Origin of the sequence: Rhizobium sp. CB3090, assembly GCF_029714285.1 — a bacterium.
Lineage (GTDB): Bacteria > Pseudomonadota > Alphaproteobacteria > Rhizobiales > Rhizobiaceae > Rhizobium.
In genome coordinates this window covers 173830-193615 of record NZ_CP121662.1, presented here as the reverse complement: position 1 = coordinate 193615, position 19786 = coordinate 173830, and the positions used below count along the sequence as shown (strand labels likewise).

17 protein-coding genes are annotated in these 19786 nt (G+C 60.4%); 2 read left to right on the top strand and 15 right to left on the bottom strand.

What is annotated here, in order from left to right:
• Nucleotides 1–52: 52 nt before the first annotated feature.
• The 8 genes from mmsB to QA646_RS00920 form a co-directional block, all read right to left on the bottom strand.
• Nucleotides 53–934: a 3-hydroxyisobutyrate dehydrogenase gene (gene mmsB / locus QA646_RS00955; protein ID WP_283057072.1), complete on the bottom strand. Its 882-nt coding sequence runs from the start codon at nt 932–934 to the stop codon at nt 53–55.
• Between the two features lie 21 nt (nt 935–955).
• Nucleotides 956–2014: an enoyl-CoA hydratase/isomerase family protein gene (locus QA646_RS00950; RefSeq protein WP_283057071.1), complete on the bottom strand. Its 1059-nt coding sequence runs from the start codon at nt 2012–2014 to the stop codon at nt 956–958.
• Between the two features lie 39 nt (nt 2015–2053).
• The gene (locus tag QA646_RS00945) at nt 2054–3649 is read right to left on the bottom strand and encodes a GMC family oxidoreductase (RefSeq protein WP_283058931.1); all 1596 of its coding nucleotides are present in this window, start codon (nt 3647–3649) and stop codon (nt 2054–2056) included.
• A gap of 164 nt (nt 3650–3813) precedes the next feature.
• Nucleotides 3814–4800, bottom strand: a complete 987-nt coding sequence (locus QA646_RS00940; RefSeq protein WP_283057069.1) for a branched-chain amino acid ABC transporter permease — start codon at nt 4798–4800, stop codon at nt 3814–3816.
• 1 nt (nt 4801) lies between these two features.
• Entirely contained in the window at nt 4802–5689 is an 888-nt protein-coding gene (locus tag QA646_RS00935; RefSeq protein ID WP_283057067.1) for a branched-chain amino acid ABC transporter permease, read from the bottom strand.
• 4 nt (nt 5690–5693) lie between these two features.
• A complete protein-coding gene (locus QA646_RS00930) occupies nt 5694–6395 on the bottom strand; it encodes an ABC transporter ATP-binding protein (RefSeq protein ID WP_283057065.1) in 702 nt (233 codons plus the stop codon).
• Nucleotides 6396–6397: 2 nt separating this feature from the next.
• On the bottom strand, nt 6398–7180 hold the full coding sequence (locus QA646_RS00925; RefSeq protein ID WP_283057064.1) for an ABC transporter ATP-binding protein: 783 nt from the start codon (nt 7178–7180) through the stop codon (nt 6398–6400).
• Nucleotides 7181–7195: 15 nt separating this feature from the next.
• The gene (locus QA646_RS00920) at nt 7196–8404 is read right to left on the bottom strand and encodes an ABC transporter substrate-binding protein (RefSeq protein WP_283057063.1); all 1209 of its coding nucleotides are present in this window, start codon (nt 8402–8404) and stop codon (nt 7196–7198) included.
• Nucleotides 8405–8575: 171 nt separating this feature from the next.
• Between QA646_RS00920 and QA646_RS00915 the strand changes: the two genes are divergently transcribed.
• The gene (locus QA646_RS00915; RefSeq protein ID WP_283057062.1) at nt 8576–9493 is read left to right on the top strand and encodes a LysR family transcriptional regulator; all 918 of its coding nucleotides are present in this window, start codon (nt 8576–8578) and stop codon (nt 9491–9493) included.
• A 37-nt stretch (nt 9494–9530) separates the two neighbouring features.
• Here QA646_RS00915 and QA646_RS00910 read toward each other — a convergent pair whose 3' ends face one another.
• From QA646_RS00910 to QA646_RS00890, 5 genes are all read right to left on the bottom strand, one after another.
• Nucleotides 9531–11492, bottom strand: coding sequence for an EAL domain-containing protein (locus QA646_RS00910; RefSeq protein WP_283057061.1), 1962 nt, complete (start codon nt 11490–11492; stop codon nt 9531–9533).
• A 142-nt stretch (nt 11493–11634) separates the two neighbouring features.
• Nucleotides 11635–12669, bottom strand: coding sequence for a UDP-glucose 4-epimerase GalE (gene galE, locus QA646_RS00905; RefSeq protein ID WP_283057060.1), 1035 nt, complete (start codon nt 12667–12669; stop codon nt 11635–11637).
• Nucleotides 12670–13035: 366 nt separating this feature from the next.
• Nucleotides 13036–14202 carry a pyridoxal phosphate-dependent aminotransferase gene (locus QA646_RS00900; RefSeq protein ID WP_283057058.1) on the bottom strand — a complete coding sequence of 389 codons (1167 nt, stop codon included), beginning with the start codon at nt 14200–14202 and terminating at the stop codon, nt 13036–13038.
• 204 nt (nt 14203–14406) lie between these two features.
• Entirely contained in the window at nt 14407–14841 is a 435-nt protein-coding gene (mscL, locus tag QA646_RS00895) for a large conductance mechanosensitive channel protein MscL (protein WP_283057057.1), read from the bottom strand.
• A 240-nt stretch (nt 14842–15081) separates the two neighbouring features.
• A complete protein-coding gene (locus QA646_RS00890) occupies nt 15082–15669 on the bottom strand; it encodes a TetR/AcrR family transcriptional regulator (RefSeq protein WP_283057055.1) in 588 nt (195 codons plus the stop codon).
• 142 nt (nt 15670–15811) lie between these two features.
• On the opposite strand from QA646_RS00890, the gene QA646_RS00885 reads away from it, so the two are divergent.
• Nucleotides 15812–17023, top strand: a complete 1212-nt coding sequence (locus QA646_RS00885) for an MFS transporter (protein WP_283057054.1) — start codon at nt 15812–15814, stop codon at nt 17021–17023.
• Between the two features lie 9 nt (nt 17024–17032).
• Here the strand turns inward: QA646_RS00885 and QA646_RS00880 are convergent, their stop codons facing one another.
• Nucleotides 17033–17476, bottom strand: a complete 444-nt coding sequence (locus tag QA646_RS00880; RefSeq protein WP_283057052.1) for a nuclear transport factor 2 family protein — start codon at nt 17474–17476, stop codon at nt 17033–17035.
• A gap of 88 nt (nt 17477–17564) precedes the next feature.
• Nucleotides 17565–19775 (bottom strand): 3-hydroxyacyl-CoA dehydrogenase NAD-binding domain-containing protein, encoded by a 2211-nt coding sequence (locus QA646_RS00875; RefSeq protein WP_283057051.1) that lies wholly within the window; start codon nt 19773–19775, stop codon nt 17565–17567.
• Nucleotides 19776–19786 lie beyond the last annotated feature (11 nt).

Sequence of the window (19786 nt, the reverse complement as noted above, 5' to 3'; positions counted from 1 at the left end):
GGGGGAGTCGGATGAGGGGCAGCCTTGTACCCGATTAACAATCCAGCAATCCTCAGCCAGCTTCCCGAAACATCTCGATGATCGCCGAAAAGTCCCGTCCGCCGTTGCCGAGCTTTTCGAAGAGCGCATAAAGCTGTGCCGCTTCCGCGCCTAGAGGCGTGGATGCGCCGCTCGACAAGGCCGCCTCCTGCGCAAGCCGTAGGTCCTTCAGCATCAGTGCCGCCATGAAGCCGGGCTTGTAGTCGTTGTTAGCCGGCGAAGTCGGCACGGGGCCTGGCACCGGGCAATAAGTATTGATCGACCAGCATTGTCCAGAGGAGGTCGAGGCGACGTCGAAGAGAGCTTGGTGCGAGAGGCCGAGCTTTTCGCCGAGCACGAAGGCCTCGCAGACGCCGATCATGGAAATGCCGAGGATCATGTTGTTGCAGATCTTCGCCGCCTGCCCGGCGCCTGCGTCGCCGCAGTGGACGAGCTTCCGGCCCATGACTTCCAGCAGCGGTTTGGCACCTGCAAAACTTTCCGATGAGCCGCCGGCCATAAAGGTGAGCGTACCGGCGGCAGCGCCACCGGTGCCGCCCGAGACCGGGGCATCGAGCGACAGGCAGCCGGCATCGCCAGCCATAGCATGGGCTTTGCGAGCGCTGTCCACATCGATAGTCGAGCTGTCAATCAGCAGAGTGCCCTTCGGTACGGAGCGCAAGATGTCGGTCCAGACCGTCAGCACATGCTGCCCCTTCGGCAACATGGTGATGACGGCTTCCGTATCGGCCAAAGCCTCCGTCAGCACATTAGCGGCCTTCACGCCCGTCGCCTCGGCGGCCTTCAGCATATCATGGGAGAGATCGAAGCCTATGACGTCATGGCCGGCCTTGACCAGATTGGCGGCCATTGGACCACCCATATTACCAAGCCCGATGAATGCGATCCGTGTCATGATGCTTTCCTCCCATTCTCTTTACATCGCGAAAAGTGGCGGTTGCGCCGGCACGAAGAAGCGATCGATGGCGACATCGTCGACCCCGGCAAGGCTTGCCGGCGACCATTTCGGATTACGGTCCTTGTCGATGACAGCAGCACGGACGCCTTCGTAAAAATCGGGATTATACAATATCCGCAGGCAGGCGCCGAGTTCACGATCCAGGCATTCGGCGAGGTTTGCGCTGTTGCGCCCGGCGCGCAGCAGCCGCAACGTCAGTTTCAGGCTGGTCGGCGAACGCGTCCCGATGATCTGCAGAGTCTCGGCGGCGAAATCACCCGCCTCTCGCGCCAGCGCCTCCTGAATGTCCTCGACGGTATCATATGCCAGCGCCCGATCGATCATATCCCGGTGGATAGCCAGGCGGCTTTCGCCGGCAGCGGTCGCCATGCCCGCAATCACCCCATGCACATCGGCCGGCGACGCGGCAACGGGTAGAGCGCCGATCGCCTCGATCAATGCGGAGAGATCGGAAGAGGCAACGAAATGATCGGCCAACTGCGCGTGGATCGCGTCAGCGGCATGGATGGCAAGGCCCGTCAGGCCCATCCATGTGCCGGCTTCGCCAGGCGCTCTTGGCAAAAGCCAGGTAGCGCCGACATCGGGAAAATAGCCGATGCCGGTTTCCGGCATGGCGAGTTTGGTACGCTCAGTGACGACGCGGTGGCTGCCATGGGAGGACAGCCCGACACCGCCGCCCATGGTGATGCCGTCCATCAGCGCCACATAGGGTTTGGGATAGCGGGCAATGGCGTGGTTCAGGCGGAATTCCTCTCGCCAGAAGGTCTCGGCGTCTGCGGAGCCTCGCTTGCCGCTTTCGTGCAGCAGGCGGATATCGCCGCCGGCGCAGAAGGCGCGATCCCCTTCGCCCCTGATGATGACGCTAGTGATGGAAGGATCGGCGGCGAAATCGGTAAGCGCCGACGCAATCACCCGGATCATCGGCAGCGTCAAGCTGTTCAGCGCCTGTGGCCGATTAAGGCGGATGAAACCCGCCGATCCCTGACGTCCGATGATGACCTCGTCTATGCTGCCCATTCGAAACTCCCTATCCTGCCTCTACCCATCAATAGGCACTCAGCGGTTGTCGGCAAGGATCATCTCCGCCGCTTTCTCAGCAATCATGATGGTTGGGGAATTGGTGTTACCCGATGTAATCGACGGCATGACGGAGGCGTCGGCGATCCGAAGTCTTGCCAGTGCCCGCAACCGCAAGCGCGGATCGACTACGCTTTGCGGATCGCCGCCCATGCGGCAGGTGCCGACCGGATGAAAGATCGTCGTGCCGATATCGCCGGCGGCGCGCTCGAGATCGGCATCGGTCTGATAGGACGGGCCGGGCTTGAATTCTTCCGGCTTGAACTTGGCGAAAGACGGCTGCTCCACGATCCGCCGTGTCAGGCGGATGGAGCGCACGGCGATTTCGCGGTCGCGCGATGCGGAGAGATAGTTGGGGCTGATCACCGGCTGAGCCGTGAATTCGGGGCTGCGGATATGCACGGAACCCCGGCTCTCGGGCCTCAGATTGCAGACGCTGGCGGTGATCGCCGGAAAGGGATGGACGGGATCGCCGAACTTGTCGAGCGAGACCGGCTGCACATGATATTGCAGGTCCGGCGTTTCCTTGTCCGGGCCGGAGCGGGTGAATATGCCAAGCTGGCTCGGCGCCATCGCCATCGGTCCGGAGCGGCGCACGAGATATTCCAGCCCGATCGCCGCTTTACCGAAGAACTTCGTCGCCTTCTCGTTCAGTGTCGGCACGCCGGTCACCTTGTAGGCCATGCGCAGTTGCAAATGATCCTGCAGGTTCTCGCCAATCGCCTTGACCTCCCGCACCACCTTGATGCCGGCCTCGCTCAACACCTCGCCGCGACCGAGGCCGGATAGTTCGAGGATCTGCGGCGAGCCGATCGCGCCGGCGGACAGGATCGTTTCTTTGTCGGCATAGGCGCGCTTGGTCATGCCGTCATGCTGGAACTCGACACCGGTAACGGCATCATCCTCGACCAGCAACCGACGGACCTGCGCCTTGGTCAGCACGGTGAGATTGCCCTGCTTCAGCGCCGGCCGCAGGAAGGCCTTGGCAGTGTTCCAGCGGATGCCTGCGCGCTGGTTGACATCGAAATAGCCGGAACCTTCATTGTTGCCGCGATTGAAATCCGCCGTCTCGGGAATGCCGGCTTCGCGGGCGGCCGCCTGGAAGGCATCGAGCACGGCCCAGCGCACCCGAGCCTTTTCGACCCGCCATTCGCCGCCGGCGCCATGCATCTCGTCCTTGCCCCTGTAATGATCTTCGGATTTCACGAAATAGGGCAGCACATCGTCCCAGCCCCAGCCGGTGCAGCCGAGCTGCCGCCAGAGATCGTAATCCCGTGCCTGGCCGCGCATATAGATCATGCCGTTGATCGAAGAGCAGCCGCCGAGCACCTTGCCGCGCGGATAGTTCAGCGACCGGCCGTTCAGCCCCGCTTCCGGCGCGGTGGTGAAGCACCAGTCGGTGCGGGGATTGTTGATGCAATAGAGATAGCCGACCGGGATGTGGATCCAGTGGTAATTGTCGCTACCGCCCGCCTCCAAAAGCAGGACCCTGTTGTTGCGATCCGCCGACAGCCGGTTGGCAAGCACGCAGCCGGCACTGCCGGCACCAATGATGATGTAGTCGAAGCGATCCATCTGCATGCCCTGCTATTTCTTTTTGCGGCGAAGACCCTCCCCAACCCTCCCCACAAGGGGAGGGGGCTAGGTTGCCGCAACCTCGTGAACGAATAAATGCGGCAAAGGCGCTGCGAGTTAACCCCTCCCCCCTGTCGGGAGGGGTCTTCACAACGAATCCGTCTTCACCGCCGATATTCAAATCCCAGCTTCCGCCCCAGCCGCGAAGCGTAGAACTCGCCGATGATGCCGCGGCGGAAGAGCAGGACGCAGACCATGAAGACGATGCCGGTGATGACGGTGACCGGGAATTCCGACGTGGCGAGATAGTTTTCCAACGTCGCCACGAAACCGGCGCCGAAAAGCGGGCCGATCAACGTGCCGATGCCGCCGAGCAAGGTCATCAGGATCACTTCGCCCGACATCTGCCAGGCGACATCGGTCAGCGTCGCGAACTGGAAAACCAGCGCCTTGACCGCGCCGGCAAGCCCAGCAAGAGCGGCCGACATGACGAAGGCGCCGAGCTTGTAATGCGCCACGGAATAGCCGAGCGAAATCGCCCGCTGCTCGTTTTCCCGGATCGACTTCAGGATCATGCCGAAGGGTGAATTGATGAAGCGCCAGATGATCAGCACGCCGATGATGAACACCGCCAGCACGAAATAATACATGTTGAACGAATTATTCAGGTCGATGACGCCGAAAAGATAGCCGCGCGGGACCGACTGAATGCCGTCTTCGCCCTCGGTGAACTTCGCCTGCAGGCAGAAGAAATAGAACATGTAGGACAGCGCCAGCGTGATCATGGCGAAATAGATGCCCTGCCGGCGGATGGCGACGAAGCCCATGATCAGGCCGAGCAGCGCAGCGCCCGCAACGCCGATCAGAATGCCGAGTTCCGGCGGCACGCCCCACGCCTTCACACTATAGGCCGTGAAATAGGCCGCGCCGCCGAAGAAGGTGGCGTGACCGAAGGACAGAAGGCCGGTGTAGCCGAGCAGCAGATTGAAGGCGCAGGCGAACAGCGCGAAGCAGAGCACCTTCATGACGAAGATGGGATAGATGAAAAACGGTGCCCAGATCAGCAGGACCAGGCCGACGATCAGGAAGCCCTTCTGGACCGACGACGGGCGGCGGCTTTCGGATTTTAGCGTATCGGTCATATCTGCCATGTCACGCATCCCGGCCAAAGAGGCCCGCTGGCCTGAGGAGCAGCACGATCGCCATGATCACGAAGATGACGATGTTGGAAGCTTCCGGATAGAAGACCTTCGTCAGGCCTTCCGCCACGCCGAGGACATAGCCGGTGATGATGGCGCCCATGATCGAACCCATGCCGCCTACGACGACCACGGCGAAGACGATGATGATCATGTTCGAGCCCATCAATGGCGAGACCTGATAGATCGGCGCGGCCAGCACGCCGGCAAGGGCGGCAAGCGCAACGCCGAAGGCATAGGTCAGCGTCAGAAGCACCGGCACGTTGACGCCGAAAACCTGTACCAGCACCGAATTTTCCGTTGCGGCACGCAGATAGGCGCCGAGTTTGGTCTTCTCGATCAACAGCCATGTGCCAATGCAGACGACCAGTGAAGCGATGACCACCCAGCCGCGATAAACGGGCAGGAACATGAAGCCGATATTCCTCGCGCCCACCAGCTCCGCCGGAACGGCATAGGGCTGACCTGAGGAGCCATAAAGATAGCGGAAGGTCCCCTCGATAGTCAGCGCCATGCCGAAGGTGAAGAGCAGGCCATAGAGCGGATCCACCTTGTAGAGCCGGCGCAGGCACAGGCGCTCGACGACCGCGCCGAACAAGCCGACGATCAACGGCGCCAGCACCAGGGACGGCCAGTAGCCGATGCCGGCGTAGGCAAGCAGCAGATAGGCGGTAAAGGCGCCGAGCATATAGAGCGCGCCATGGGCGAAATTGATCACCCGCAGCATGCCGAAGATGATCGCCAGTCCGAGGCTCAGGAGCGCATAGAAGGAGCCGTTGATCAGCCCGATCAGCAATTGTCCGAGAAGCGCCTGCAACGGGATGCCGAATATCATGGTCATGGCGTCAGACTCCCAGAACCTTGTGCAGCATGCCCATACGCTCCGGCAATTCGCCGACCGGAAATTCCGCGACCATCTGGCCATGATCCATCAGATAGAAGCGATCGGCAATGCGGCTGGCAAAGCGGAAATTCTGCTCGACCAGCAGAATGGTCATGCCGCGCTCCTTCAGCTTCTTCAGCACCTCGCCGATGCGCTGGACGATGACGGGTGCCAGTCCCTCGGTCGGCTCGTCCAGCAGCAGCATGCGTACGCCGGTGCGCAGAATGCGGGCCATGGCGAGCATCTGCTGTTCGCCGCCGGAGAGTTTCGTGCCGGGGCTGTTGCGACGCTCATACAGATTGGGAAACAGCTCGAAAATCTCGTCGACCGTCATCCCACCCGGCGCAACCACGGGCGGCAGCATCAGGTTTTCATGAACGTTGAGCGTCGAGAATATCCCACGCTCTTCCGGCACGAAACCGATGCCTCTGTGCGCCGTCTTGTGCAGCGGCACCTGCATCATGTCGGCACCGGCAAAGGCGATCTTGCCCTTGCGCGCCCGGACGATGCCGACGATGGTGCGCAGCGTCGTCGTCTTGCCGACGCCGTTGCGGCCGAGAATGGTGATGGTTTCGCCGTCGCCGACGGTCATGTCGACGCCATGCAATATGTGGCTTTCGCCATACCAGGCATTGAGACCCTGGACTTCGAGCAGCGCAGCCATGCTCAAGCCTCCTCCGTGCCCATATAGGCCTCGCGGACGCGCGGGTCCTGGCTGACCGTGGCATAGTCGCCTTCGGCGAGGATTTCGCCGCGCTGGAGCACGGTGACGTGATGGCAGATATCTGCGACGACGGAGAGATTGTGCTCCACCATCAGCACCGCCCGGTCGCGAGCCACGTCGCGAATTATGGCGGAGACGGTGTTGACATCCTCCAGCCCCATGCCGGCCATCGGCTCGTCGAGCAGCAGCACCTTGGGATCGAGCGCCAAGGTCGTCGCGATCTCCAGCACCCGCTTGCGGCCGTAGGAAAGATCCGCGGCGATGGCATTGCGCTCCTTCGTCAGGCCGACCGCTGCCAGCAATTGCTCGGCGCGATCGTTAAGGCCATCCAGCGCCGAGATCGGCCGCCAGAACTGATGCGCCAGATTGTTCGGCCGCTGCAGGGCGACACGGACATTGTCGAGCACGGAGAGATGCGGAAAGACGGCCGAAATCTGGAACGAGCGCACCAGCCCCATACGCGCGACCTTATCCGGCTTCGTTCTAGTAATATCGGTGCCGAGCAGCGTGATCGTGCCATGCGTCGGCTGCAGGAACTTGGTCAAGAGATTGAACACGGTCGTCTTGCCGGCGCCGTTCGGGCCGATCAGCGCGTGCACGCGGGCGTGATGCACATCGAGATCGACATTCTTGACGGCCGTGAAGCCGCCGAAATCACGCCTAAGGCCGCGGGCGGATAAAACCACCCGTGGCTCTTCCTGTTTCTCTGTCGCAGAGATCGCCATCGGCTGATCGCAAATTTACTGCTTGACGAGATCGCAGCCGCTCTTGGCCGGATCGATATAGGCTTCCTTGCCGGGGATCGTCGCCAGCACGTTATAGTAGTCCCATGGCTGTTTGCTCTCCTCCGGCTTCTTGACCTGGAGCAGGTACATGTCGTGGATCATGCGGCCGTTGGGGCCGACCGTGCCACCGCGGCCGAAGACGTCGTCGACCGGCATTTCGTGCAGTTCCTTGGCGACCGCTTCGGTATCGTCGGTGCCGGCCTTCTGCACGGCCTTCAGATATTGCAGCACGGCGGAATAGGTACCGGCGTGGATCATGTTCGGCATCTTGCCGGTGCGATCGAAGAAGCGTTTGCCGAACTTGCGGCTTTCGTCGTCGCGGTTCCAATAATAGCCTTCGGTCAATGTCAGACCTTGGGCGGCCTGCAGGCCGAGGCCATGAACCTCGGCGAGCGTGAAGAGCAGCGCCGCCAGATGTTGGCCGCCCTGGGTGATGCCGAATTCCGACGCCTGCTTGATGGCGTTCGAAGTATCGAGACCGGCATTGGCAAGGCCGATGACCTTGGCGCCGGACGATTGCGCCTGAAGCAGGAAGGACGAGAAGTCGTTGGTCGACAGCGGATGGCGCACGGAGCCTAAAACCTTGCCGCCGTTTGCCTTGACGAAGTCACTGGTCTGCTGCTCCAGCGAATAGCCGAAGGCGTAATCGGCCGTCAGGAAGAACCAAGTATCGCCGCCCTGCTTGACGAGCGCGCCGCCGGTACCGACGGCCAAGGCATGCGTGTCATAGGCCCAATGGAAACCATAGGGAGAGCATTGCTTGCCGGTGAGATCGGTCGTCGCTGCGCCGGTAACGATATCGATCTTCTTCTTTTCCTTGGCGATCGCCTGCACAGCCAGCGCCACCGATGAGGTCGTCAGCTCCATGATGGCGTCGACCTTATCGGTGTCATACCATTGGCGAGCGATGTTGGAGGCGATATCGGGCTTGTTCTGATGGTCGGCATCGACGATCTCGATCGGCACGCCCAGCACCTTGCCGCCGAAATCCTCGACGGCCATCTTCGCCGCCTCCACCGAGGACTTGCCGCCGAAGTCGGCATAGACGCCCGACTGGTCATTCAGGATACCGATCTTCACAACACCGTCGGACGCGCCAGCGGCGAACGCCGAGGTGCCGGTTGCAAGCAGAAGTGCCAGGGATGCAATGAGACTCTTTCGCATATCCTCTCCTCCCAGAGATTTGGCAAAAATGAATCTGTTCAAAATTGGCCAGCCGTTCTCCTCAAAACGACTTTCCCATTCCTCAAGATCATTGAAATCGTGCGTTGACGCAAGTGAAGTTTACAATTAATTCCAAACAGCGTCTGTTCATTTTTGAACAGAGAGGGAGGCATGAAGACCGCGCCGCATTTCACTTGGGATGATCTGCAGTTTTTCCTGGCGGTGGCCCGGACCGGTCAGCTTTCGACCGCCGCCCGGCAATTGCGCACCAGCCACGCCACCGTCTCGCGTCGCATCGACCGGCTGGAATTTGCGCTGCAGGTCAAGCTCTTCGAGCGCAATCCGCGCGGCTACATGCTGACGGGCATGGGCCAGCGCTTCGTGGATACGGCCGAGCGGATGGAGCAGGAAACCGAGCGGCTGCGGTCGGACCTGACGGCCGGCTCGGCCGCCCAGCGCGGTGTGGTGCGCATCAGCGCACCGGAGGGTTTTTCCAATTTCTTCTTCACCACCATGCTTTCGGAGTTCACCGCGCGGTATCCGAACATCTCGCTGGAATTGGTGACGATCCAGCAGATCATGTCGCTATCCCGCAAGGAGGCCGATATCGTCATCGTGCTCGACCCGCCGAAGGCCGGCCCTTATTTCACTGAGAAACTGACCGACTACCATCTGCAGGTCTATGGATCACGGGATTACCTCGCCAGGCACCCGCCGGTGGAGAGCCGCGATGATCTGCCGGAGCATGCGTTCATTGGCTACATCGAAGACATGATCTTTGCGCCCGGCCTCGACTATCTCGGCGACATCCATCCGCGTATAAAACCGCAATTCCAGAGCTCCAGCATCTTTGCGCAATTGACGGCGACAAAGAACGGGCTCGGGCTCTGTGTCCTGCCTTTCTTCATCGCGAGCCGGCACCAGGACCTGCAGATGGTGCTCCCCGATGAAGTCGATCTGAAACGCCATTATTGGATCACCTGCCACCGCGACCTCAGGCAATCGCCGCGCGTGCGCACCGTCATCGATTTCCTGGTGAACGCTGTGCATCGCAACGCGCCGGCCTTTCTTGGGCACGCGCCGACTTAGAGTTGTTCGGAACCGCCGCGCACCTTCCTTGGAATTGCTAGGCGTTTGCCACGTGTCGCGCCGCAATTCCGGTCTCGCTCGCTTCGGCAAAGGCGATCGCGTCGTGTAGGCGCAGCGGTCTGGAAAAATGATAGCCCTGCGCCAGCCGCACCCCGAAAGCATGCAGCGCCTCGGCGGTCGCGGCGCTCTCGACGCCTTCGGCGACCGAGACGATGCCGAGATTGCGACAGAGATTGGCAACCGAGCGGGTGATATTCATGCAGCGGACGTCACGTTCGAACTGCATGACGAAGCTCTTGTCGATCTTGATCTTGTCGAATTCCAGCCGGTGGACATGGCTGAGGCTGGAAAAACCGGTGCCGAAATCATCGAGCGCGATGGTAATGCCGGCGGTACGCAGGAGGCTTATGACCTCGTAGGCCGTGTCGAAATCCGACAACAACGCCGTCTCGGTGATCTCGAATTCGATACGGCGCGGATCAATCTTGGCGGCATGGATCATGCCGAGCAAAGCCATTGAAGTCTCATGGTCGCAGATATCGCGGGCCGAGAGGTTGAAAGACATTCGCAGCGGCGGCGGCATGATCGACAGGGCCTGCAGCGCCTCGGCAAAAAGGATGCGGGTCATCTTGCCGATCATCGCGGTGCGTTCGGCAGCAGGGATGAAAGCACTGGGGCTGATACGTCCGAGGCGGGCGCTGTTCCAGCGCGCTAAGGCCTCGAAGCCGACGACATGGCCGTCCTCGAGATCGATGATCGGCTGGTATTCCAGCGACAATTCCTTGCCGAAATTGTCGCCCTGCAATTCGAGCTCGATCAGATGTCGTTGCTGAAGGATTTCTTCGAGATCATGGGAGAAGAACTCGACACTGCCGCTGCGGCGGTTCTTGACCTGATAGAGGGCAAAGTCCGCCTTTTCATACAGTTGCTCCGCCGTGTGGCCGCTCCCTTCCGGAACGACGATGCCGCAGGAACCGGAGATGCGGATGGAGCCACCGGGCACGTCGTAGGGCTCGCGCAGTGCCGCACAGAAAGCCTGCCCCATCTTGGAGACACAATTGCGGTTGAGGTCGCTTGGAAAAATCACGCCGAATTCATCGCCGCCGAGACGCGCAATGGTGCCCCTGCCGCCCATCAAGGCGACGAAACGTTCAGCCGTCTCCTTCAACACGAGATCGCCGGCGGCATGGCCGAAGACGTCGTTGACCGGCTTGAAGCCGTCAAGATCGACAAGACCGACGATGGGCGGCTCCTCGGGCCGTTGCTGCAGCAGATCCTGCAATTCGCGAAAGAAGCTGCGGCGATTGGCAAGACCGGTCAGTTGATCCTGCAGCGCGTTGCGGCTGTTGATGAGATTCAGCCGCTCGGCTTCCGCCTGCTTCTCACCAAGTTCCTCCGTGAGCTGCACCAGACCGGCGAAATTCCGAAAATAGCTATTGATGACGCGAACGAAGGGAAACGAGAGGAAGATGACGCTGGTCGCCGTCGCCACGAACACGGAATTGCCGGAGAACATGAAGGTGACCACCATGAAGGAAAAGGTGATCGCCGTCGTCAGCAGGGCGGCGGCCGGCAGATGCATCAGACAGAAGACGCAGGAGATGCCCGTCACGACAAGGAAATAGGAGATTTGCCCCTGCTGATAGGCATTGCCATATTGATAGAGCGCGACGGCCCAGGTGCCGAAAGCGAGGGTCAGCACCCCGGCGAGCACGACCGTTCGGCGCATCACGCTGTAAGCCCGATCCGCACTGACGGGATCCTGACCATGCATATGCCACCAAATGATACGGAAAACACAGAGGACGCTCAGGCCGACCGGCACATAAAGCGCCAGCCACATCGGCGCAGTGTGAATATGGGTGATCGCCACGGCTAGCGCATTGATGATCAAAAGAATATAAAGGACCGGTATCTGCGACGACAGCGCCTTATATTGCGCCACCATAAACGTCGGGTGCTCTTTCTGCAGGCCCAGGCCTGAAAGCAAGTTCCTCATGGCTTCATTCCCCCACGCATAGAAAGCCACAAAAAACTTGATTTTCGGTTATTTTTATTGGGAAATATTACCAGTGATTGCTTAATATTTTGCATTTCCACCCAAGCATCGAAATATAGTATGCGTCTCCATGTCAGAGGCCTTAGATGCTTGGCGCCGCGAACACCTTGCGCAAGCCGCTGACATCGAAACCGGATCTGTGCGCAAGATAGATTTCCCATTCCAACGACGAGCGCACGATCGTCTCCATGCAATTGTATTTCGGCGCCCAGCCGAGTTCACGATGGGCAAGCGTGGCGTCGGCGATGACGCTGGCAGCATCGCCCGGCCGGCGCGGCGCCATATGTATCCGGAACGAGCGGCCATAGACCCGCACGACCATGTTCAGAACATCGAGCACCGAATAGCCCATGCCATAACCGCAATTGGCGACCAGCGGCCGGCCGCCGTTTCTCAGATGCTGCAGCGCCATCATATGCGCCTCGACGAGATCGGAGACGTGGATGTAATCGCGCACGCCCGTTCCGTCATGCGTCGGATAATCGGTGCCGTAGATATCCACCTGGCGGCGGCGGCCGAGGGCCGCTTCGCAGGCAACCTTGACAAGATGGGTGGCGCCGTCAGTCGATTGGCCGGCCCGGCCCTTTGGATCGGCGCCGGCGACGTTGAAATAGCGTAGGGCCACGTAGCTGAAATCGTAAGCGGCGGCGGCATCGCGCAACATCAATTCCGACATCAGCTTGGATTGCCCATAGGGTGTTTCCGGCCTGAGCGGCGCGTTTTCCCGCACCGGTTCGTTGGAGGGTTGCGGACCATAGACGGCGGCCGTGGAGGAGAAGACGAAGTGGCGAATACCGGCTTTGATCGCCGCACTCATCAGGACGCGGGTTTTGCCGGTGTTGTTGTCATAACAGGCCAGCGGATCTTCGATCGACACCGGCACGACCGCGGAGCCGGCGAAATGAATGATGGCGTCGATATGGTTTTCCGCAAAGATCTTCTGCAGCAACACTTCATCGGCGACATCGCCGAGATAGAAGCGTGCCGCCGGCGCAACCGCCCAACGAAAGCCGGTGGAAAGACGGTCGATGACGACCACATCCTCGCCGGCGTCCAGCAATTTCCAGACCATATGGCTGCCGATATACCCGGCACCGCCTGTCACCAACACCGTCATTCTTCGCACCCCTGCAAAGTCGTAGAGGCCCCATATGAGGCCGGGTTTCTTACGGATTTGATTAAAAGCAGGGGTTGAACAGGCTGCCGCCAAGGAAAGATTGTTCCTATGGTTAGGCAGGATTTTCGGGGATCGGTCGAATTTTATCGAATGGCGGACAACACCTTCGCCCCAACGGGGAGAAGGTGCGCCACAGGCGGTTGAGGGGGCGTTACCGAGAGATTTCAGTGTTTCAGGGACTGTTCGCCGCCGCCTCACGGTGCAATGCCCCCTAAGCCCGCGCGTAGGTAGAGCGCGGCCTGTACCGCGGTTGAGCCACAGGTCTCAACTCGTCCTTCGGACCCCCGTTCGGGCGAAGATAAGAGCTCACAAACTCAGGATATACCGGCTCAGGCGCTCCGCAGCATCCGCCACTTGCGCGGGATCACGCAGGAAACAGGCGCGCATGAAAAGTTCGCCGCCCTTGCCGAAGGCTGTTCCGGGAGCCAGGCCGACGCCGGTCTTGTCGACGATATCGAGGGCGGCCTTGCGGCTGTCGGTGACGCCGTCGATCTTCAGGAAGGAATAAAGCGCGCCATCCGGCTTCAGCGTGTGGACGCGATTGGTGGCGATTAGCGCGTCACAGAGGATATCGCGCGAACGGGTGGCCTTGGCGATGTTGGAGCGGACGAAATCGTCACCTTCATTCAACGCGGCGACTGCGCCCTTCTGCATGAACTGCGCGACGCCCGACGTCGAGTATTGCACGAGGTTTTCGATCACCTGACCCAGCTCGGGGGGCGCCACGATCCAGCCGACGCGCCAGCCGGTCATCGACCAGTTCTTGGAGAAGGAATTGACGAACAGGATCTTGTCATCCGCCTCCTTGATGTCGAGGAAGGAGGGCGCCCGGCCGCCGGCATAATAATAGAGCGCGTAGATCTCGTCGGCCATGATCCAGAGGCCGTGCTCCCGAGCGAGCGCCAGAATATTCCTCAGGTCCTGATGCGTCGCTGTCCAGCCAGTCGGGTTCGACGGCGTATTGATGAAGAGACCCTTGGTCTTCGGCGTAATCGCCGCTTTCAGACGCTCAAGATCAAGCGTCCACTTGCCGTTTTCGAACTGCAGCGGCACGGCGACCGAGCGGGCGCCGGCGATCTCAAGCGCAGCCGCAATGTTCGGCCAGGCCGGCGACAGATAGACCATCTCATCGCCGGGCGAGGTGATCGCCTGCACCGAGAGCTGGATCGCCTGCATGCCCGAACCGGTGACGTAAAAATGCTCCATCGGCAGGGACACGCCGAAATGCCGCGTATAGTAGTCGGAGAGCGCTTGGCGCAGCTCCGGAATGCCGCGCTGCCAGGTGTAGAAGGTTTCGCCGGCGTTGAGCGAGGCCATGGTAGCGCGGTTGATGAAATCCGGCGTCGGCAGATCGCCCTCGCCGACCCAGAGCGGCAACAGGCCATCGCGCCCACGGGCATAGTTCACGACTTCCACGATCCCGCTTTCGGGCGCGGTCAAAGCACGCGGGCTGAGGCTATCCAATATCGACATGCAAAGTCTCCGGTTTCCGCCTTCTTAGAGCAATTCCAGGAAAAGTGCGTAGCGGTTTTCCGTCCGGAATGCGGGAAAACAAAGAGATAGAGCAATTCGGCGGGCAAATCCCATGACTTTGACTGAGCAACCAATCGATTTTCGTGATGAATTGGCCTCGGCCTTTGATGGGCCGGGGCTGAAGGCAAGGACGGAAAACGCGCCTCAGACGGCGGGACGCTTGGCCAAGAGATCACGGATTTCGGTGAGCAACTGCACATCGGCCGGCGGCGGCGCTGTTTCCTCGCCCCTCGCTTGCTTGCGCTCGACCTGCTTGCGCAGCGTGTTCACGCCTTTCACCATCAGGAAGATGATCCAGGCGAGAATGAGGAAATTGATGAGGACGGTGATGAAATTGCCGTAGGCGAAAACCGCGCCCTGCGCACGCGCCGCAGCCAGCGTCGGCGCATTGACGTTGGCTGAGAGCGGGAGGAAATAATTCGAAAAGTCGAAGCCGCCAAAAATGGCACCGACGATCGGCATGATGATATCGTCCACCAGCGACTTGACGATACCACCAAAGGCGCCACCAATGATCACGCCGACAGCGAGATCCATGACGTTGCCACGGGCGATGAATGCTTTGAATTCATTGAGCATCGAAGGTCCCCTTTGCGTTGCCGTTGAATCTGTTCAGCAACCATTAGCATCATCTTTATCTCTGTTCTTCAATAGCGAAATAGCGCGTAGACACATCGATGCTGCATATCCCACGGGAATCACTAACCACAGCATTTTTCGCGAGTGATACTCGTTTACTTGTTGGCTGGTTGCGAACAACGCATCCTAAACCGGCGGAAGAAACGAACCCCTTCAAGGAAGCCTCAACCGCCGGACACGTCAGTGGTTGTTTCCGCAGGTTTCAGGACTTGCCGCAGCTTTCGGCATGATCCGAGAGATCAGGCCATGAATATAATCGCTGCTCGGCACCTGATCGAAGAGAATGCGGTACATGATCGGAGATATAACGAAGTCCATCAGTTCGGTGAGGGTCGGGAACACCTCGCCCTGCTCTTCTGCCCGGGCGACGATCACGCGCAATTGCTGCTGCGTGTAACCTGAGCACTTCTCCGCATTCGTCGTGTCGGATACTGCCAGGATATCGCGGATCATCTGCCGGCCGGCGCCCGAGGACATTTCGTCGGCATATTGCTCGGCCCAGGCCTGCAGGTCCGCTCTGGCGCTGCCGGTTTTGAGCGGCTCCGTTTCCGGCTGCAGGCGGGAAGCTGCGACATCTGCCAAAAGCTCCTGCAAATCGCCCCAGCGGCGATAGATCGTCGATGGCGTCACGTTGGCGCGCTGCGCAATGAGCGGGATCGTCACATCGGCGCGCTCCATTCCGGCCAACATCTCACGCACCGCATGATGCACCGCGGCCTGCACCCGAGCACTGCGCCCGCCGGGACGCGGATTTTCTTTTGGAACCATTGATTATGCCAATCTTTCCCTTTGTTGCTGATATCGCATAAGAAGCGACGGCGCTTTGCTAACGCAAATTATTTGCTTTTAGCTCCGCGGCACACTACATATGCTTAACGCAACATTTTTGCTTTAAGCCAGGATATAGTCGATGACCACGATGGATTCCACCGCCAATTCGCCACGTGCGGCTGGCCGGCGACTAGCACCGCTCTTTCATGCCGCCACCAGCGCCACCTTCTTTGCCGCGTCCTCTGCGCCGACACCACTTTATCGAATTTATCAGCAGGTTTTCGCCTTCTCGCCGGTGTTGATCACGGTGATCTTCGCCGTCTATGCCTTCGCGCTCCTCATCTCGCTTCTGATCGTCGGCTCGATTTCCGATCATCTCGGACGGCGGCCGGTGATCTTCGCCTCGCTTATCCTCAATATGGTAGCGATGGCGCTGTTTTTAATGGCCGACGGCCCGAATTGGCTGATCGCCGCGCGCACCGTGCAAGGCTTTGCCACGGGTGCGGCAGCAAGCTCGATCGGCGCCGCGCTCGTCGATCTCGATCCGATCAAGGGATCGATCACCAACAGTCTTGCGCCGCTTACCGGCATGGCGATCGGCGCCCTCGGGACGAGCCTGCTGGTCCAATTCGCCCCGGCGCCGACCCTGCTCGTCTATATCGTTATGCTCGCCCTGCTGGCCCTGCAGGCGGTGCTGCTATGGCGGGTGCCGGAGACGGCACGCCGGCGGAGCGGGCTGCTCGCATCGCTGAAACCGGAAGTCGCCGTTCCCCAACAGGCGCGCCGGACGCTGCTGGCGCTGACACCGATCAACGTCGCTGTCTGGGCGCTGGGCGGCTTCTATCTGTCGCTGGTACCCTCGCTGGTCAGCGCGACGACTGGCAGCAAGGCGCCGCTAGTCGGGGGCTCCGTGGTCGCAGCCTTGACGATCAGCGGCGCGGCGGCCGTGTTCCTGCTGCGCAAGAGATCCGCCGCCACGGCAATGACGTTCGGCATATCCAGCATGACGCTCGGCATATTGACCGTCATCGCCGGCGTGCATGCGGCGCAGGTGTCGATCCTTGCCCTGGGAACGCTGATTGCCGGCGCCGGCTTCGGGGCGACCTTCCTCGGCACAGTTAGAAACATCATGCCATTGGCCAAGTCCGACGAACGCGCCGGACTGCTTTCCGCCTTCTACATCCAAAGCTATCTCGCCTTCAGCCTCCCTGCCATTTTAGCCGGATTCCTGTCGAAGGCGGTCGGGTTTACGGCGACGACGGATATCTATGCGGCCGCCATTCTGGCCCTGATCGTCAGCGGCGTGGTGGCGTTGAAAGCAGGACGGGAGAAGATTGCGGCGTCAGCCTGAGATCTGCGGTTACGGCTTCAGCCCAAGCTCCGCCAACCCGCTGCCGTCCATGGCGAAGGGGACCGATGTGTGATCGTGCGCGATCTTCCAGACACCGGCTTCCTTTCTGAGGCCAAGTGTCTGGCGGAACCAGAGGTCGACCTTGGTGCCGTCAGTCTTGGTCCCCAGCATGTGCGTCAGGCCGCTCCAGAAAGCGATATCGCCGCCGACCGTCAGCTTCTGATCTTCGACATCGCCTTCGATCGGTCCCTGCCAGGTATCGAACCAGCCTTGCAGGCCAGGCTGATCCTTGCCCTTATATTGCAGCGGCGGCGCCAGGGTGAATTCCACGATGTCGTCGGTCACATGGGACAGGACGCCAGCAGTGTTCTTTTCTCCGATCGCCGTCGCCCAGGCGACAAGCATGGCAAAGATGACGTCGGCCTCTTCTCGGTTTCCGATAATTTCGGCCATTTTTGTCTCCTCTGTATTGTGGAACTGAACAGAGGACGGATGGAATGGGCCGCTCCCGACAGGAGCGGCCCATTATTTTCCGCAGGTTTTACGCCGCCGTTTTCACGCCATACGGGTCAAACCGTCCGTAAAACGTCTCGCCCTTCGCCGCCATATCCTTGAGCAGCGCCGTGGGCTTGAACTGTCTTCCGTAAGTTTTTGCCAACGTTTCGCAGAGGTCCACGAAGGCTTTGACGCCCATGCCATCGATGTAGGAGAGCGCACCGCCGGTATAGGGGGCGAAACCGAAGCCGAGGATGGAGCCGACATCGGCCTCGCGCGGATCGGTGACGATGCCCTCTTCCATGGTCCGCGCGGCCTCCAGCGCGATGGTGGCGAGGAAGCGCTGCTTCAGGACGTTGACATCGATCTCCTCGGCCTTCTTCTGCGGGTAGAGGTCCTTCAGGCCCGGCCAGAGCGACTTCTTGCCCGGCTTCGGCGGATAATCGTAAAAGCCCTTCGAATTCTTGCGGCCGAAGCGGCCTTCGCCTTCCACCAGGCGCGTGACCAATTGCATGTGCCTGATATCGACAGCCTTGTCGCCGAGATCGGCGACGGCAGCCTTGAGGATCTTCAGCGACAGGTCGATGGCGACTTCGTCGTTGAGTGCCAATGGCCCGACCGGCATGCCCGCCATCTTGGCGGCATTTTCGATCATTGCCGGCGGCACGCCTTCGATCAGCATGTCATAGGCTTCCGACATGTAGCGCAGTACACAACGATTGACGAAGAAGCCGCGGGTGTCGTTGACGACGATCGGCGTCTTCTTGATGGCGGCGACATAATCAAGCGCGACGGCTACAGCACGGTCGCCGGTCTCCTTGCCGCGAATGACCTCCGTCAGCAGCATCTTCTCGACCGGCGAGAAGAAATGGATGCCGATGAAATCAGCCGGGCGCTTGGAACTCTTCGCAAGACCGGTGATCGGCAGGGTCGAGGTATTGGTGGCAAAGACGGCGCCCTCGGGCAGCACGGCTTCAACGGCCCCGATGACCGCCTTTTTCACATCACGATCCTCGAACACCGCCTCGATCACGAGATCGGCATCGCTGAGATCAGCATAGTCGGCCGAAGGCGTGATGCGGGCAAGCAGTGCCATGCCTTCATCCTGCGTAACTCGTCCCTTACCGACTGATTCCTTGACCAGACCTTCCGCAACCGCTTTGCCCTTGCCGGCCGCTTCCATGTCACGGTCGATGAGGGTGACGGCGATGCCCGCTGCTGCAGTGACATAGGCGATCGAGGCGCCCATGAAGCCGGCGCCGACGACGCCTACCTTCTTGAGCTCCGTCTTCGGCTGCCCCTCGGGGCGGCGAGCGCCCTTGCCGAGCTCCTGCATGGAGATGAACAGCGAGCGGATCATCGAATAGGCTTCGGTCGTCTGCAACACCTGCGTGAAATAGCGCTGCTCGATCTTGAGCCCGGTATCGAAAGGAACCTGCAGGCCTTCATAGACGCATTTGAGGATGGCGAGCGCGGCCGGATAGTTACCCGATGTCTCGCGACGAAGGATAGCCGGCGCGGCCGGCCAAAGCTGCGCGGCAGCCGGCGTCCAGATACCGCCGCCGGGCGCTTTGAAACCCTTTTCATCCCAGGGAGCGACGGGCTTCAGCCCATCCTTGATCATCTGCTTGGCGGCCGGAATAAGCTGATCCGGTTCGACCACCTGATGCACGAGGTTCATCGCCTTGGCGCGCGCCGCCGTCAGCGATTGACCCGTCGTCATCATCTGCAGCGCCGATTGCGCATCGGTCAGCCGCGCCACGCGCTGGGTGCCGCCGGCGCCGGGGAAGATGCCGACCTTGACCTCGGGCAGCGCCATCTTGACGCCCTTGGCATTGGATGCGACGCGGCCATGACAGGCGAGCGACATCTCCAATGCACCGCCCATGCAGGTGCCGTTGATGGCGGAAACCCAGGGCTTGCCGCAGGTCTCGAGCTTACGGAACAGGCCGGTCATGCGGCCGACGAGATCGAAAAGCTTTTGCACAGCCGTCGCCGGATCCCTCGCCTTCTCGTCCTGATAGACGGAGAAGAGCGATTTGATCATCGACAGATCGGCCCCACCAGAAAACGAGAATTTTCCCGAGGTAATGACCACGCCCTTGACTGCCTTGTCGGCAACGGTGGCATCGATGATGGCGTTCAGTTCCTCCAACACCTCGGCAGTAAACACGTTCATCGATTTTCCGGGCATGTCCCAGGTGACAAGTGCGATGCCGTCCGCGTCGGTTTCGACGGTGAAATTCGTATAAGTCATTGTTTCCGCTC